This is a genomic window from Leclercia sp. 119287 (assembly GCF_009734485.1).
Taxonomy (GTDB): domain Bacteria; phylum Pseudomonadota; class Gammaproteobacteria; order Enterobacterales; family Enterobacteriaceae; genus Enterobacter; species Enterobacter adecarboxylatus_C.
Genome location: NZ_CP046445.1, coordinates 1,419,878 through 1,435,570, shown reverse-complemented (window position 1 = coordinate 1,435,570; position 15,693 = coordinate 1,419,878). Strand labels below are relative to the sequence as shown.

Here is a 15,693-nt window from a genome sequence, read left to right as displayed (position 1 = left end):
TTCTGGAGGAGTAAAATATGGCTGTAACTAAGCTGGTTCTGGTACGTCACGGCGAAAGCCAGTGGAACAACGAAAACCGTTTTACCGGTTGGTATGATGTTGACCTGTCCGAGAAAGGCGTTGGCGAAGCGAAAGCAGCGGGCAAACTGCTGAAAGACGAAGGCTTCAGCTTCGATTTTGCTTATACCTCCGTGCTGAAACGTGCCATCCACACCCTGTGGAACGTGCTGGACGAACTGGATCAGGCCTGGCTGCCGGTTGAGAAATCCTGGAAACTGAACGAGCGTCACTACGGTGCGCTGCAGGGTCTGAACAAAGCAGAAACCGCAGAAAAATACGGTGACGAGCAGGTTAAACAGTGGCGTCGCGGCTTCGCGGTAACCCCACCAGAGCTGACCAAAGATGACGAGCGCTACCCGGGTCACGACCCGCGTTACGCGAAACTGACCGATGCTGAGCTGCCACAGACTGAAAGCCTGGCGCTGACTATCGATCGCGTGGTGCCTTACTGGAACGAAACCATCCTGCCACGCCTGAAAAGCGGCGAGCGCGTGATCATCGCTGCTCACGGTAACTCCCTGCGTGCGCTGGTGAAATACCTGGACAACATGGGCGAAGACGAGATCCTCGAGCTGAACATCCCAACCGGCGTACCGCTGGTGTACGAGTTCGACGAAAACTTCAAACCAATCAAGCACTACTATCTGGGTAACGCTGACGAGATCGCGGCTAAAGCTGCGGCCGTTGCGAACCAGGGTAAAGCCAAGTAATAAAAAAGCCCGGTCGCGATGACCGGGCCTTAGATGCTGAATGCCGGATACTTATCCGGCATTTTTTTTAGCCGCGACGGGCTTTCACCGCGTTTGCCAGCTGACGCAGTACCGTTTCGGTATCGTCCCAGCCGATGCAGGCATCGGTAACACTCTTACCGTAAACCAGCGGCTCGCTACCTTCCAGATTCTGATTGCCTTCCACCAGGTGGCTTTCAATCATTACTCCGATAATGGCCTTTTCACCGCCCGCAATCTGCTGGCAGACATCGGTGCCGACGTCCATCTGCTTTTTGAACTGCTTGCTGGAGTTGGCATGGCTGAAGTCGATCATCACCTGTGCAGGCAGACCCGCTTTGTCCAGGCCCGCCTTCACTTCCGCGACGTGCGCCGCGCTGTAGTTAGGCTCTTTGCCGCCGCGCAGAATAATATGGCAGTCGCCGTTGCCGCTGGTGTTCACAATCGCAGAGTGACCCCATTTGGTCACGGAGAGGAAGCAGTGCGGCGCCCCGGCGGCGTTGATCGCGTCGATCGCCACTTTAATGGTGCCGTCGGTGCCGTTTTTAAAGCCCACCGGGCAGGAGAGCCCGGACGCAAGCTCGCGATGGACCTGAGACTCGGTGGTACGCGCGCCAATGGCGCCCCAGCTCATCAGGTCTGCCAGATATTGCGGGGTGATCATATCAAGGAACTCACCCGCCGCCGGCAGCCCGCTGTCGTTGATATCCAGCAGCAGCTTGCGGGCGATGCGCAGACCGTCGTTGATCTGGAAGCTGCCATCCATATGCGGATCGTTGATCAGTCCTTTCCAGCCCACGGTGGTACGCGGTTTTTCAAAGTAGACGCGCATGACGATTTCCAGCTCATCCTTCAGCGTCTCGCGCAGCGTCAGCAGGCGTGCTGCGTACTCTTTCGCCGCCGCAGGATCGTGAATGGAGCACGGGCCGATCACCACCAGCAGACGATCGTCATTACCTTTCAGGATCTTGTGGATCGCTTTACGGGCATGAGAAACGGTGTTGGCGGCATTTTCGGTGGCAGGAAATTTCTCAAGGAGTGCTACAGGGGGTAATAACTCATTGATCTCTTTAATACGTAAATCGTCATTCTGATAATTCATGTTCTTTCCAGCGTTGCCATATTTTTATAAACGAATGCAATCCCTTCAATCTATCTTGTCAGTCAGGAAGTGTAAACTGGCTTTTACACTTCGCACAGATAAATCCTGGAATTCGCTTAAAAAACCCCACAAAGTAGCGAAAAACGAGATACACCCTAAACTTTTTAACTGTATGCACTGCATTTATTACGTTTATCGCGATTCCATACTGACCTAAGTATGGATCATGGCATCTTTAACCACTGAGCAGTATATCGATTTCGCATATGCACTGTGGAAAGAAGTTATCCAGAACATAACGACCAGAACAGGAGCAGCATGATGAAAATGACTAAACTCGCAACCCTTTTCCTGACAGCTTCGCTCACGATGGCCAGCGGTGCAGCCCTGGCGGCTGACACTGGCTCAAGCAGCAACAACGGCCAGGCAAACGCCGCTGCGGATGCCGGAGCAGTAGCGCCTGATGCGCATCAGAATATTGCTCCAAATAATACCGGTAACAGCCAGATTAATACGGGTTCAGGCACAACTGGCACAACGGGTACTGGCACTGGCGGGACAATGCTAAACCCTGATGGCACTAACTCCACCAGCGGCACTGGCACGACTAACGGTACCGGCAACAGTTCGACTACCGGTGGCACCAACTCCGTCATGGGTAATGATGACCCAAGCAAGATGGACAGTAGCGGCATGACCAAGGACGACCAGCACAAGAACTCAATGTGTAAAGATGGCAAATGTCCGGATCAGTCCGGCAAAGTCGATACTGAAAGAACTCCGCAAGAACAAAAAACTGACGGCACTACCCAGTAATTAACGGTAATGCGGTTATGATGAAGGAGAGCTACGGCTCTCCTTTGTTTTTTGTGTAAGATGCTAAAAACGCTACACTTACAATAATAATGAACCGGGACATTATTCATGGCGCACGCCCACTCTCACGCCCCTTCTTCGCAGGATGAAAATGCTAAACGCTTGATGCTGGCGTTCGGCGTAACCGCTATTTTTATGATCATCGAGGTGGTCGGCGGTCTGGTTTCTGGCTCGCTGGCGCTGCTGGCCGATGCCGGGCATATGTTGACGGACGCCGCAGCTCTGCTGTTTGCGCTGTTGGCGGTAGTGTTCGCTCGCCGCCCGCCGAGCCATGGCCGCACTTTTGGCTGGCTGCGTCTTACCACCCTTGCCGCATTCGTCAACGCCATTGCGCTGGTGTTAATCACGATTTTAATTGTCTGGGAAGCCTTCCAGCGTTTCCGGCATCCTCAGCCTGTCGCTGGCGTCACCATGATGGTGGTGGCGGTTGCCGGGCTTATCGCCAATATACTGGCGTTCTGGATTTTGCATCGCGGCAGTGAAGAGAAAAACCTCAACGTGCGGGCAGCGGCGTTGCATGTGCTGGGGGATCTGCTGGGTTCGGTAGGGGCCATCGTCGCGGCGCTGGTGATCCTCTGGACGGGCTGGACGCCGATCGATCCGATACTGTCGATTTTAGTCTCGTGCCTGGTGTTACGCAGTGCCTGGCGGTTACTGCAAGAGAGCGTAAATGAGCTGCTGGAAGGGGCCCCGGCTTCGCTGGATATTCCGGCGCTGAAGCGCAACTTAACGCGATCCATTCCCGAAGTGCGCGATGTGCATCATGTTCACGTCTGGATGGTGGGTGAAAAGCCGCTGATGACGCTGCATGTTCAGGTCATTCCTCCTCACGATCACGATGCGTTGCTGGGGCGTATCCAGCATTTTCTGGAGCACCACTACGCCATTGCGCATAGCACCATCCAGATGGAGTACACCCCCTGTAACGGACCGGACTGCCATCTCAATGAGATCCAGTCCGACCACGCCCATCATCACCACCATTAACGTGCCAGCGCGTGGGAACCCCGTTCACGCGCGCTGTTAATCCACATCCTGCTGCCGTTCAGGGCAATAAAGGTGAGGATCATATACTCCAGCGACATGGCATAGACGCCCTGCAGGGCGAAGATCACCACGCTTATCACATTGATGATCACCCACAGCAGCCAGTTTTCGACATATTTGCGGGTCATCAGGATCATAGCGGCAATCGACAGGACCATCATGCACGAATCCCAGAACGGGAAGGCATCAGGCTGCAGCTCCGGCATGGTGACGTTCAGGCCCAGGCTGCTCATCGCCGACACCGCCACGCGGGTCAGGAAGGCGAACACCGGGTCGATATAGACTGTCATCAGGCCGATAGCCACCACGCAGGCGGCCAGCCAGCCGATGGCTTTCGGCAACGGCAGCCAGCGGATCTGCAGTTCCGCCTCCTGCTGGCTGTTCTGCCGCGACCAGGCATACCAGCCATAAATATTGGCTACGAAGAAGAACAGCTGCAACAGCAGGCTGGCATACAGCTGGATCTGGAAGAAGATAATGGCGAACAGCGTGACGTTCACCAGGCCAAACGCATAATTGACGATCTTCTCCAGGCTGGCGAGCCAGATACAGAGCAGACCTGCAATCGTCCCGACAGCTTCAATCCATGACAAGTCATAGCCGCCGGTGCCAATGGGTATATGTACCAGAATGTTTTGCGTGCTAAAAAAATCCATCTTTTTCCCTCAGCGTTACGTTACGTAGCTTAAGGACGTAGTGTAGCCGCAAAATCCAGCATCCGGTTAAGCGGAATTAACGCCCCTTCCCGCAGCGCCGCATCCACATGGATCTCATGCGCCGCCCCGCCCGACTCCAGCCCGTCTGCAATCGCCTTCAGTCCGTTCATTGCCATCCACGGACAGTGCGCGCAGCTGCGGCAGGTTGCCCCCTCGCCTGCGGTCGGCGCTTCCAGCAGCTCTTTCTCCGGCACCGCCTGCTGCATTTTGTAGAAGATGCCGCGATCGGTGGCGACGATAAGCTGGCGATGCGGCAGCGTTTTCGCGGCATTGATCAGCTGGCTGGTGGAACCGACGGCATCCGCCATGTTAACGATCGCCTGGGGTGACTCCGGGTGGACCAGCACAGCGCCTTCCGGATAGAGGCCTTTCATGCGCTCCAGCGCCTGGGTTTTAAACTCGTCATGAACGATACAGGCGCCCTGCCAGCACAGAATGTCTGCCCCGGTCTGTTTCTGGACGTAGTTACCCAGATGTTTGTCCGGCGCCCAGATAATTTTCTCGCCGAGACTGTCGAGATGCTCAATCAGTTCGACGGCGATGCTGGACGTTACCACCCAGTCGGCACGCGCTTTGACCGCGGCAGAGGTGTTGGCATAAACCACCACCGTTCTGTCAGGATGGGCATCGCAAAAAGCGGTGAATTCGTCGATCGGGCAGCCTAAATCCAGCGAGCACTCTGCATTGAGGGTCGGCATCAGGATGGTTTTTTCCGGGCTGAGGATTTTTGCCGTCTCGCCCATAAAACGCACCCCGGCCACCAGCAACGTTGAAGCGGGATGTTTTGCTCCGAAGCGCGCCATCTCCAGCGAGTCCGATATGCAGCCGCCGGTCTCTTCTGCCAGCTGCTGAATTTCCGGGTCAGTGTAGTAGTGCGCCACCATCACCGCATCGCGCTCTTTGAGCAAGCGCTTAATCTTTTCGCGGTAAAACTGCTTTTCGTCCACACTCAGCGGGACCGGCTTCGGCGGGAAGGGATAGATCGCGGCTTCAGGATCAAACATCACACTCATTTTGGCTTCTCGTTTTACTGGCTTAACAAGTTTGCCGTTATTTTTTGGTGGAAACCAAAGTAATGGCAATTGTGTTTTATATACTAAACAAGATAGCGAATTTGAGAGGGAAAGTCACACCAAAAGCGTGCGGGCAGCATTTGTCGGGTGGCGCTTCGCTTACCTGACCTACGTAAACCCTGGCATTTTTGATTCTGGAATAACAGATAGCAAAAAGGCGCCTTTAGGGCGCCTTTTTACATTGGTGGGTCGTGCAGGATGACTCGGCTTCGCCTCGCCCTACGGGCCGTTGCTGACGCAACGTTATCCTTCACGTTTAACATCTGAACACGATATTAAATTGGTGGGTCGTGCAGGATTCGAACCTGCGACCAATTGATTAAAAGTCAACTGCTCTACCAACTGAGCTAACGACCCCTTGCGGGATAATTTCTTATTCTATTCAGGCTGGTGGGTCGTGCAGGATTCGAACCTGCGACCAATTGATTAAAAGTCAACTGCTCTACCAACTGAGCTAACGACCCATTCGGGTGTCGCCTGAAATTTTTACTCGGTAACCAATATAAAATTGGTGGGTCGTGCAGGATTCGAACCTGCGACCAATTGATTAAAAGTCAACTGCTCTACCAACTGAGCTAACGACCCGAGTGGTGGGTGATGACGGGCTCGAACCGCCGACCCCCTCCGTGTAAAGGAGATGCTCTACCAACTGAGCTAATCACCCACTCTGTACTACCGGAACTGCTTTAGTGGTGGGTCGTGCAGGATTCGAACCTGCGACCAATTGATTAAAAGTCAACTGCTCTACCAACTGAGCTAACGACCCACTATTTTGGCTGCTTTTGGGCTGTTTGATATCCCTTGGCAACGGCGGCATATATTACTGATTTCAGAATTCTGCGCAACTAATATTTTGATGAATATCACTTAACTGCTTAGGAAGTATGCGGCAAGACCAGAAAAAACGCGATTTCTGGTCAACCGGCAATCATCCCATCGCAGCAAGACGTTTTTGCGCTTGTTTTGCACCTTCGGTGCCCGGGAACTTAGTGACCACCTGCTGGAAGACGGCCTTCGCTTTCGCGGTGTCGCCTTTGTCCTGCATGATCACCCCGACTTTGTACATCGCGTCTGGGGCTTTTGGTGATTTCGGGTAATTTTTTACCACGGAGGCAAAATAGAACGCCGCGTCGTCTTTTTTACCCTTGTTGTAATTCAGCTGTCCCAGCCAATAGTTCGCATTGGGCTGATAGGTTGAATCAGGGTATTTCTTCACGAAGTTCTGAAACGCCGCCATAGCTTCGTCCTGGCGCGAGTTATCCTGCACCAGGGCAATCGCCGCGTTGTAGTCAGTATTCGCGTCACCGCTCTGTACAGGCGCGCCTGTGGAGGCTGATGCATCAGCCTGAGGCGTTGCCGTCGCACCAGCTGCGCCACTTTGATCGCCTGCGGCTGGTTGCGCTGCTGCGCCGCCATTATTCAGGCTATCCATCTGCAGCAGGATCTGCTTCTGACGCTCCACAACCTGATTGAGCTGATACTGGCTTTCCTGGATCTGTCCGCGCAGTGAATCAATATCGGTTTGGTTGTCAGAGAGCTGCTGCTGAAGTTGGGTTAAAAGCTGGCTGTGAGCATTAGAAATACGCTCGAGTTGGGTGACCCGGTCTTCTACCGAGCCTGAGCCGACACTACTGATTGGTGCCTGAGCAAAAGCGGCCCAGGGGGCCGCTATACCAACCAGTAACGACAGACTCAACAGATGATGTCTGAAGTTACTGCTCATGCAATTCTCTTAGTAAACCAGTACGGCACGACGGTTTTTGGAGTAAGCCGCTTCGTCGTGACCCAGTACTGCAGGTTTTTCTTTACCGTAAGAAACGATGGAGATCTGGTCAGCAGAAACGCCTTTACCCTGCAGGTACATTTTAACGGCGTTAGCACGACGCTCACCCAGGGAGATGTTGTACTCAGGAGTACCACGTTCGTCCGCGTGACCTTCTACGGTGACTTTGTAAGACGGGTTGCTACGCAGGAAGTTAGCGTGCGCATCCAGCATCGCAGCGAAGTCAGAACGGATGTCGAACTTGTCCAGATCGAAGTAAACAATGTTGTTCTGCTGCAGCTGTTGCATCTGAAGACGCGCCTGCTCTTCAGAAGACATATTGCCGTTGCCGTTTGCGTCCATACCGGTGCCGGCACCCATCATGCCTTCGCCGCTCTGGTCGTTGCTGGCGTTCTTGTTAGAAGAACACGCTGCGATTGCCATAACAGGCAGAGCGATCATCAGCCCTTTCAGCACTTTGTTCAGTTGCATTTCTATGATTCCTTTATTATTCAATTAATTATTATTACAGGTACGGCGACCAGGCAGGTGATTTTACCTGTCCATCAGTTGCCGGAATACGCGCTTTGAAACGCCCATCGGTAGAAACCAGATTCAGCACGGATCCCATCCCCTGAGAAGAGCTGTAGATAACCATAGTGCCGTTAGGTGCCAGACTTGGCGTTTCATCCAGGAAAGTTGACGACAGAACTTGTACGCCACCCCCGCCCAGATCTTGTTTGGCAATGTGCTGCTGACCACCGGCCGAGCTAACCATTACCATAAACTTACCGTCAGCGCTCACGTCTGCGTCCTGGTTCTGTGAACCTTCCCAGGTGATACGCTGCGGTGCACCGCCGTTAACATTGACTTTATACACCTGTGGACGACCCGCCTGGTCAGAGGTAAAGGCCAGGTTCTGGCTGTCCGGGAACCAGGTTGGTTCGGTGTTGTTGCTACGACCGTCGGTGACCTGACGGATCTGGCCGGAGCCAATGTCCATCACGTACAGGTTCAGGCTACCGGTTTTAGAGAGAGCAAACGCCAGTTTAGAACCGTCCGGAGAGAATGCCGGTGCCCCGTTGTGACGTGGGAAAGAGGCAACCTGACGCACCGCGCCGTTAGACAGGGTCTGGATAACCAGCGCTGAGCGACCGCTTTCGAAGGTCACGTACGCCAGCTTAGAACCGTCCGGTGACCAGGCCGGTGACATCAGCGGCTGCGGTGAACGGTGAACGGTGAACTGGTTGTAACCGTCGTAGTCAGAGACACGCAGTTCATACGGGAACTGGCCTCCGTTGGTCTGCACGACATAAGCAATACGAGTGCGGAATGCGCCTTTGATGCTGGTCAGCTTCTCAAACACTTCATCACTCGCCGTGTGGCCTGCATAACGCAGCCACTGCTTGTTCACTTTATAGGTGTTCTGTGCCAGCACGGTACCCGGCGCGCCACCGGTGTCTACCAGCTGGTAAGCAACGGTATAACCGCCGTCCGGGTTAGGGGTAACCTGACCCACGACTACCGCATCAATACCCAGCGCGGACCATGCCGCCGGCTGCAGCTCAGCAGCAGTGCCTGGCTGCTGTGGCAGACGGGAACGGTCTAACGGGTTGAATTTACCGCTGTTGCGCAGGTCAGCGGCAACAATGCCGCCCACATCTTCCGGCGCAGCGCCTGGCCCCTTCCACTGGAATGGAACCACACCAATCGGACGTGCCGAGTCCACCCCCTGGGTGATCTCGATACGCACTTCTGCGTGCAGCACCGCTGCCCACAGCACTAAGAAACTCATTGCAACACGTAATGCCTGCTTCATCATATCTCCCATATCCGAGTAACCTTACCCGCGATAATTTAGCAGAATGTTAACAAACCCAAATAAACAAAACTACCAATCTACAGCCTCAAACTTAGACTGTTTTGCCAACTTTAGCGGGAAAATCGCTACAGTTTGAAGTCCAGTTTGGCATCTTTTACTTTTTCATAAACAGCCGTGCTAGGCGGTTTAGGAATTCTAGCCGTTTTCGCCGCCGTCAGAGCTGCCTGACATAATGCAGGATCGCCGCCCTCCTCCGTGACATCCAGCAGCAGACCGTCCGGCGCCAGCTTAATATGCAGCACACAGGACTTACCGGCATACAGGTCGGCACCGTATAAACGGCTCTGAATGGCATTACGAATTTGCGAAGCATACGCACTAATATCAGCGCCTGACGCGCCACCATTAGCACCACTTGTTCCGCTATCTTTTGCCGGTTGACCGTTACCTTTGGCCCCACCCGATTTCGGCGCATTCTTACCTGAGCTCAAATCGCCGAACAGGTCGTCAACGTCCGATGCGGCTGCTTTTTCCGCAGCGGCTTTTTTCGCTGCTGCGGCTTTCGCGGCGGCAGCTTTGTCAGCAGCAGCTTTATCGGCAGCAGCTTTCTTATCTGCAGCAGCTTTTTCGGCAGCGGCTTTTTTATCGGCTGCGGCTTTTTCTGCCGCAGCGGCTTTCTTCTCAGCAGCCGCTTTTTCTGCCGCAGCAGCTTTTTCCGCAGCGGCCTTTTCAGCGGCAGCGGCTTTCTTAGCAGCTTCGGCGGCCGCTTTCTTCTCGGCTTCCTGGGCTGCTTGTTTGGCAGCTTCAGCTTCCGCTTTTTTCTGGGCCTCGGCAGCGGCTTTCTTCGCGGCTTCAGCTTCTACTTTCTTCTTCGCATCCGCAGCCGCTTTGGCTGCTTCGGCTTCGGCCTGTTTTTGCGCATCGGCAGCGGCTTTTTTCGCGGCTAATGCAGCAGCATCCGCGGCTTGTTTTGCCGCCTCAGCAGCCTGTTTCGCCTGAGCATCGGCCTGCGCTTTGGCATCCGCTGCGGCTTTGGCTGCTGCCTCTTCCGCCTGCTTCTGTTTTTCCTGCGCTTGCTTCGCTGCGGCTTCAGCCTGTTTCTGCTGCTCCGCCTGCTCTTTCGCCGCTTCCTGCGCCTGCAAACGTTCTTTCTCAAGCTGCTTCAGACGTTCCTGCTCGGCGGCCTGCTTCTCACGCAGCTCTTCCGCCTGCTGTTGCGCCTGCTTTTCGCGTTGCTCTTCAGCACGTTTTGCACTCGCCTGCTGCTGTTGCTGACGATTATAGTTCTGTACTACCGCGCCGGGATCGACCATTACGGCATCGATGGATGAACCTCCCCCACCGCCGGCAGCGGTATCGAGATGCTCATCGAACGAACTCCAGATCAGTGCTGCAAAAAGAATGACATGCAGCACCGCCGAAATAATTATCGCCCGTTTAAGCTTATCGTTTTGTTCGGTTGCCTTTGACACTATGGGTTCCCAAAAACTCTGTTGTGTACGCAGATGATCAAATAGGCTGCGTCATCAAGCCGACTGACTTAACGCCCGCGCTATGCAACAGGTTCAGCGCCTTTATTATTTCATCGTAAGGCACGTCTTTCGCACCACCGATTAAGAAGACCGTTTTCGGATTTGACTGCAGACGTCGTTGCGCTTCGGCAATGACCTGCTCCGGCGGCAGCTGATCAAGACGATCTTTTTCAACCACCACGCTGTACTGCCCCACTCCGGATACCTCAATGATGACCGGTGGATCGTCATTGGTGCTTACAGCCTGAGATTCTGTCGCATCCGGCAGATCAACCTCCACGCTCTGGGTAATGATGGGTGCTGTGGCCATAAAGATCAGCAGCAGCACCAGCAGCACGTCCAGCAGCGGTACAATGTTGATTTCGGACTTCAGTTCGCGACGACCCCGTCCACGCTGTCTGGCCATGGTTTACCCCTTGTTGCTCTCGGTGCTGGTAAACGCCTGGCGGTGCAGAATCGCGGTGAACTCTTCCATAAAGTTGTCGTAGTTCAGTTCCAGTTTATTCACGCGCTGATTCAGGCGGTTATACGCCATAACCGCAGGAATAGCGGCGAACAGACCGATAGCGGTCGCGATCAGCGCTTCTGCGATACCTGGTGCAACCATCTGCAGCGTCGCCTGTTTTACCGCGCCAAGGGCGATAAAGGCGTGCATAATCCCCCAGACCGTACCAAACAGACCGATATACGGGCTGATGGAACCGACGGTGCCAAGGAATGGGATGTGCGTTTCCAGCGTTTCCAGTTCACGGTTCATCGAGATACGCATCGCACGGGATGCCCCTTCAACGACCGCTTCCGGCGCATGGTTGTTAGCGCGGTGTAAGCGAGCGAACTCTTTGAAGCCGCTATAGAAAATTTGCTCGGAGCCGGAGAGGTTTTCACGACGCCCCTGGCTTTCCTGATACAAACGGGAAAGTTCGATACCTGACCAGAACTTATCTTCAAACGCTTCCGCTTCGCGGCCTGCTGCATTGAGGATACGGGTTCTCTGGATGATGATGGCCCAGGATGCGATTGAAAAACCAATCAAAATCAACATGATAAGTTTAACCAGAAGGCTTGCCTTCAGGAACAAATCAAGGATATTCATGTCAGTCACTGCTTAAACTCCGCGACAATAGACTTAGGAAGCGCACGAGGCTTCATGATGAGTGGATCAACACAGACAATCAGGACTTCAGCTTCGTTCAGTACCTGGTTTTCTGCATTGACGATCCGCTGCGTGAAAACCAGTGAGGTTCCGCGCATTGATGTTATTTCTGTTTGGACTTCGAGCATATCGTCGAGTCTGGCAGGCGCAAAATACTCCAGCGTCATCTTGCGTACCACGAAGGCAACTCGCTCCGCCAGCAGGACCTGCTGGCTAAAGTGATGATGGCGCAGCATCTCAGTGCGTGCTCGTTCATAAAAGGCAACGTAGCTGGCGTGGTAAACCACACCACCGGCGTCAGTGTCCTCGTAGTAGACACGAACCGGCCATCGAAACAGCGTTGTATTCACTTTACATCCCGGTAATACAAAAAGAGTTAGAGCTTTTAAACTTCGCTACTATACGCGCGGGAATGGTGGTTTGGAATGGGGGAAAGTAAACGGAGAGTAAATATTTATGGGCCAGGGTAAGCCCATAATATTAACGGATAGTTCTTATTCAGTTGAAAAAGAAAATCAGGCCGACAAGAAGGACCACATCAGCGATCAGCGGGCAGAAGATGCCCTGCCAGTGTACGGCTTTCGGCCGAAAGCCGACGCCGTGGATCACCCCGGCGCACACCGCCCACATGATGAGAAAACCGTGCCAGATTTCAAGCTCGCTGGTCTTCGCCGCAAAGCGCGACGGGTCCCAGAAGATGCAACCTGCCAGCAGCAAGGCCATCACTAAGGAAAGCGCCCGGAGCGGGCGCTTGTCCATGATCCCGTAGAGATACGCGATCATCAGTGTTTTTCTTCACCGGCTTTGGACGCTTCAACGTGCTCAAGCGCCAGGGCGGTAATCACACCAAATGCACAGGCAAGAAGCGTTCCTAAAATCCATGCGAAATACCACATATTCAGCTCCTTCCTTAATACATAGAGTGAGTATTGCTTTCGATATGTTCTTTCGTGATACGACCGTACATTTTCCAGTAACACCAGGTGGTGTAAGCCAGAATGAGCGGTACGAACACGGCAGCCACAAACGTCATCAGGTTCAGGGTCATCTGACTGGAAGTGGCATCCCACATCGTCAGGCTAGCATTCATCATGGTGCTGGATGGCATCACGAATGGGAACATCGCGATACCGGCCGTCAGAATGATGCACGCCAGCGTCAGTGAAGAGAAGACGAATGCCCATGCGCCCTTTTCCATACGGGAAGTCAGCAGGGTCAGCAGCGGCAGCACCACGCCCAGGGCCGGGATAGCCCACAGAACCGGCGTATTATTGAAGTTCACCAGCCAGGCGCCTGCCTGACGGGCGACTTCTTTGGTCAGCGGGTTAGACGGCGCGGTATGGTTAATCGCGGACGTCACCACATAACCGTCGATACCGAACATCACCCACACGCCTGCCAGCGCGAAGCCGACCAGGGTCACCAGAGCCGCAATCTGCGAGACGGCGCGGGAACGCAGGTGCAGTTCACCCACGGTACGCATCTGCAGGTAAGTTGCACCCTGGGTGAGGATCATCGCCACGCTGACCACGCCCGCCAGCAGACCGAACGGGTTCAGCAGCTGGAAGAAGTTACCGGTGTAGTACAGGCGCATGTATTCATCGAGGTGGAACGGCACGCCCTGTAGCAGGTTGCCGAACGCCACGCCGATCACCAGCGGCGGCACGAAACTACCGATGAAGATGCCCCAGTCCCACATGTTGCGCCAGCGGGTGTCTTCAATCTTCGAGCGGTAGTCAAAACCGACCGGACGGAAGAACAACGATGCCAGCACCAGGATCATCGCCACATAGAAGCCGGAGAACGCAGCCGCGTAGACCATCGGCCAGGCAGCGAACAGCGCGCCGCCTGCGGTGATCAGCCACACCTGGTTACCGTCCCAGTGCGGGGCGATGGAGTTAATCATAATTCGACGCTCGGTATCATTACGACCGAGGAAGCGGGTGAGCATACCCACCCCCATGTCGAAACCGTCAGTGACCGCAAAACCAATCAGTAAGATCCCGACCAGCAGCCACCAGATAAAACGCAATACTTCATAATCGATCATTTGACGACTCCTGTCTTACCGTGCCGGCTGAGTAGTCACGGTGGACTGCTCGTAGTGGGACTGAGAAGCAACGGTTGACTGCTCATAGTGGTAGCGACCGGTTTTCAGGCTGCTTGGGCCAAGGCGCGCAAACTTGAACATCAGGAACAGTTCAGCCACCAGGAACAGGGTATACAGACCACAAATCAGCAGCATGGAGAAAATCAGATCCCCGGCGGTCAGGGATGAGTTCGCTACCGCGGTTGGCAGCACCTCACCGATAGCCCACGGCTGACGGCCGTACTCCGCAACAAACCAGCCGGATTCGATGGCGATCCATGGCAGTGGCATGCCGTACAGCGCAGAACGCAGCAGCCATTTACGCTGACCGATACGGTTACGAATCACCGACCAGAAGGAGGCAGCAATGATCAACAGCATGATGATGCCGCAGCCCACCATGATACGGAATGCGAAGTACAGCGGCGCAACGCGTGGAATCGAGTCTTTGGTCGCCATCTGAATCTGCTCTTCCGTCGCGTCAGAGACGTTCGGGGTATAGCGTTTCAGCAGCAGGCCGTAACCGAGGTCTTTCTTCACGTTGTTGAACTGATCGCGAACGGACTGATCGGTAGAGCCGGAACGCAGCTGCTCCAGCAGGGAGTAAGCTTTCATCCCGTTACGGATACGCTCTTCATGCTGCACCAGCAGATCTTTCAGGCCGATAACCGGCGTATCCACAGAGCGGGTGGCAATGATGCCCAGCGCGTAAGGGATCTGAATAGCAAAGTGGTTTTCCTGTGCATCCTGATCGGGAATACCAAACAGGGTGAAAGCTGCCGGAGCCGGTTGGGTTTCCCACTCTGCTTCGATCGCCGCCAGTTTGGTTTTCTGCACGTCGCCCATCTCGTAACCGGATTCATCACCCAGCACGATAACGGAGAGGATAGCCGCCATACCGAAGCTCGCCGCGATGGCGAAGGAGCGCTTGGCAAAAGCGAAGTCGCGACCACGCAGCATGTAGTAGGAGCTGATGCCCAGCACGAACATCGCGCCACAGACATAGCCGGAAGCCACGGTGTGAACAAATTTCACCTGGGCAACCGGGTTCAGCACCAGCTCGGAGAAGCTGACCATCTCCATACGCATGGTTTCGAAGTTGAAATCAGATGCGATAGGGTTCTGCATCCAGCCGTTGGCTACCAGGATCCACAGCGCGGACAGGTTAGAGCCTAACGCCACCAGCCAGGTGACCGCCATATGCTGGACTTTGCCCAGACGGTCCCAACCGAAGAAGAACAGACCTACAAAGGTGGATTCGAGGAAGAAGGCCATCAGACCTTCAATGGCCAGCGGCGCACCGAAGATATCCCCGACATAGTGGGAGTAGTAAGACCAGTTTGTCCCGAACTGGAACTCCATGGTCAGACCGGTGGCCACGCCCAGCGCAAAGTTGATACCAAACAACTTGCCCCAGAACTTGGTCATATCTTTATAAATCTGTTTGCCGGAAAGGACGTAGACCGTCTCCATAATGGCCAGCAGGAACGCCATACCGAGCGTTAGTGGCACAAACAGGAAGTGGTACATCGCAGTCAAGGCAAACTGTAAGCGCGACAGTTCGACTATATCTAACATCATGACTCCTTGCTCATCGCATGAAGACTCCGGGAGTGGATCCCGTTAGAAAAGATCCACACACATGCCCCAATACAAAAAATTATCCGAATCCTTTCTTCGTTACTTAATCTTCACAGGAGGAAAAAGCCATGATGAAAGGTTACAGATACGTT

General features: G+C 54.3%; 17 protein-coding genes and 5 tRNA genes. 3 read left to right on the top strand and 19 right to left on the bottom strand.

Translation table 11 applies throughout. The features are described 5' to 3' along the window. Positions 1-17 precede the first annotated feature (17 nt). Positions 18-770, top strand: coding sequence for a 2,3-diphosphoglycerate-dependent phosphoglycerate mutase (gene gpmA, locus GNG27_RS06975; RefSeq protein WP_032617105.1), 753 nt, complete (start codon positions 18-20; stop codon positions 768-770). Positions 771-837: 67 nt separating this feature from the next. Here the strand turns inward: gpmA and aroG are convergent, their stop codons facing one another. Further along, positions 838-1,890, bottom strand: a complete 1,053-nt coding sequence (aroG, locus tag GNG27_RS06970) for a 3-deoxy-7-phosphoheptulonate synthase AroG (protein ID WP_142488727.1) — start codon at positions 1,888-1,890, stop codon at positions 838-840. A 321-nt stretch (positions 1,891-2,211) separates the two neighbouring features. Between aroG and GNG27_RS06965 the strand changes: the two genes are divergently transcribed. Then, positions 2,212-2,706, top strand: coding sequence for a protein YbgS (locus tag GNG27_RS06965; RefSeq protein WP_142490076.1), 495 nt, complete (start codon positions 2,212-2,214; stop codon positions 2,704-2,706). Positions 2,707-2,814: 108 nt separating this feature from the next. Next, on the top strand, positions 2,815-3,753 hold the full coding sequence (gene zitB, locus GNG27_RS06960; protein WP_142488726.1) for a CDF family zinc transporter ZitB: 939 nt from the start codon (positions 2,815-2,817) through the stop codon (positions 3,751-3,753). Here the strand turns inward: zitB and pnuC are convergent. The 18 genes from pnuC to cydA form a co-directional block, all read right to left on the bottom strand. Next, the gene (gene pnuC, locus GNG27_RS06955; RefSeq protein WP_156263227.1) at positions 3,750-4,469 is read right to left on the bottom strand and encodes a nicotinamide riboside transporter PnuC; all 720 of its coding nucleotides are present in this window, start codon (positions 4,467-4,469) and stop codon (positions 3,750-3,752) included. The two genes, zitB and pnuC, sit on opposite strands and share 4 nt — an antisense overlap. A 29-nt stretch (positions 4,470-4,498) precedes the next feature. Beyond that, a complete protein-coding gene (gene nadA, locus GNG27_RS06950) occupies positions 4,499-5,542 on the bottom strand; it encodes a quinolinate synthase NadA (RefSeq protein WP_156263226.1) in 1,044 nt (347 codons plus the stop codon). A 341-nt stretch (positions 5,543-5,883) separates the two neighbouring features. Continuing rightward, positions 5,884-5,959: transfer RNA gene (locus tag GNG27_RS06945), tRNA-Lys, on the bottom strand. A 31-nt stretch (positions 5,960-5,990) separates the two neighbouring features. After that, positions 5,991-6,066: transfer RNA gene (locus GNG27_RS06940), tRNA-Lys, on the bottom strand. Between the two features lie 45 nt (positions 6,067-6,111). Continuing rightward, positions 6,112-6,187 (bottom strand) — tRNA-Lys (locus GNG27_RS06935). 3 nt (positions 6,188-6,190) lie between these two features. Then, positions 6,191-6,266: transfer RNA gene (locus GNG27_RS06930), tRNA-Val, on the bottom strand. Positions 6,267-6,292: 26 nt separating this feature from the next. Next, a tRNA-Lys gene (locus tag GNG27_RS06925) sits at positions 6,293-6,368 on the bottom strand. A gap of 162 nt (positions 6,369-6,530) precedes the next feature. Continuing rightward, the gene (gene cpoB / locus GNG27_RS06920) at positions 6,531-7,325 is read right to left on the bottom strand and encodes a cell division protein CpoB (RefSeq protein WP_156263225.1); all 795 of its coding nucleotides are present in this window, start codon (positions 7,323-7,325) and stop codon (positions 6,531-6,533) included. A gap of 9 nt (positions 7,326-7,334) precedes the next feature. Then, positions 7,335-7,856 carry a peptidoglycan-associated lipoprotein Pal gene (gene pal, locus GNG27_RS06915; protein WP_032617096.1) on the bottom strand — a complete coding sequence of 174 codons (522 nt, stop codon included), beginning with the start codon at positions 7,854-7,856 and terminating at the stop codon, positions 7,335-7,337. 34 nt (positions 7,857-7,890) lie between these two features. Beyond that, positions 7,891-9,183: a Tol-Pal system beta propeller repeat protein TolB gene (gene tolB, locus GNG27_RS06910; RefSeq protein WP_106992811.1), complete on the bottom strand. Its 1,293-nt coding sequence runs from the start codon at positions 9,181-9,183 to the stop codon at positions 7,891-7,893. Between the two features lie 128 nt (positions 9,184-9,311). Beyond that, positions 9,312-10,658: a cell envelope integrity protein TolA gene (gene tolA, locus GNG27_RS06905; protein ID WP_156263224.1), complete on the bottom strand. Its 1,347-nt coding sequence runs from the start codon at positions 10,656-10,658 to the stop codon at positions 9,312-9,314. A gap of 37 nt (positions 10,659-10,695) precedes the next feature. Next, positions 10,696-11,124 (bottom strand): colicin uptake protein TolR, encoded by a 429-nt coding sequence (gene tolR / locus GNG27_RS06900; RefSeq protein ID WP_032617094.1) that lies wholly within the window; start codon positions 11,122-11,124, stop codon positions 10,696-10,698. 3 nt (positions 11,125-11,127) lie between these two features. Next, a complete protein-coding gene (tolQ, locus tag GNG27_RS06895) occupies positions 11,128-11,820 on the bottom strand; it encodes a Tol-Pal system protein TolQ (protein WP_072036639.1) in 693 nt (230 codons plus the stop codon). Further along, complete coding sequence (gene ybgC / locus GNG27_RS06890) at positions 11,817-12,221, bottom strand: tol-pal system-associated acyl-CoA thioesterase (protein WP_006819080.1); 405 nt, start codon at positions 12,219-12,221, stop codon at positions 11,817-11,819. Before ybgC ends, tolQ begins: the two co-directional genes overlap by 4 nt. Before the next feature lie 148 nt (positions 12,222-12,369). After that, positions 12,370-12,654, bottom strand: coding sequence for a cyd operon protein YbgE (gene ybgE / locus GNG27_RS06885; RefSeq protein ID WP_142488721.1), 285 nt, complete (start codon positions 12,652-12,654; stop codon positions 12,370-12,372). Beyond that, positions 12,654-12,767 carry a cytochrome bd-I oxidase subunit CydX gene (gene cydX / locus GNG27_RS06880; protein ID WP_006177208.1) on the bottom strand — a complete coding sequence of 38 codons (114 nt, stop codon included), beginning with the start codon at positions 12,765-12,767 and terminating at the stop codon, positions 12,654-12,656. Before cydX ends, ybgE begins: the two co-directional genes overlap by 1 nt. Before the next feature lie 14 nt (positions 12,768-12,781). After that, positions 12,782-13,921, bottom strand: a complete 1,140-nt coding sequence (gene cydB, locus GNG27_RS06875) for a cytochrome d ubiquinol oxidase subunit II (RefSeq protein WP_142488720.1) — start codon at positions 13,919-13,921, stop codon at positions 12,782-12,784. Between the two features lie 15 nt (positions 13,922-13,936). Continuing rightward, positions 13,937-15,538: a cytochrome ubiquinol oxidase subunit I gene (cydA, locus tag GNG27_RS06870; RefSeq protein WP_142488719.1), complete on the bottom strand. Its 1,602-nt coding sequence runs from the start codon at positions 15,536-15,538 to the stop codon at positions 13,937-13,939. Positions 15,539-15,693: the final 155 nt, after the last annotated feature.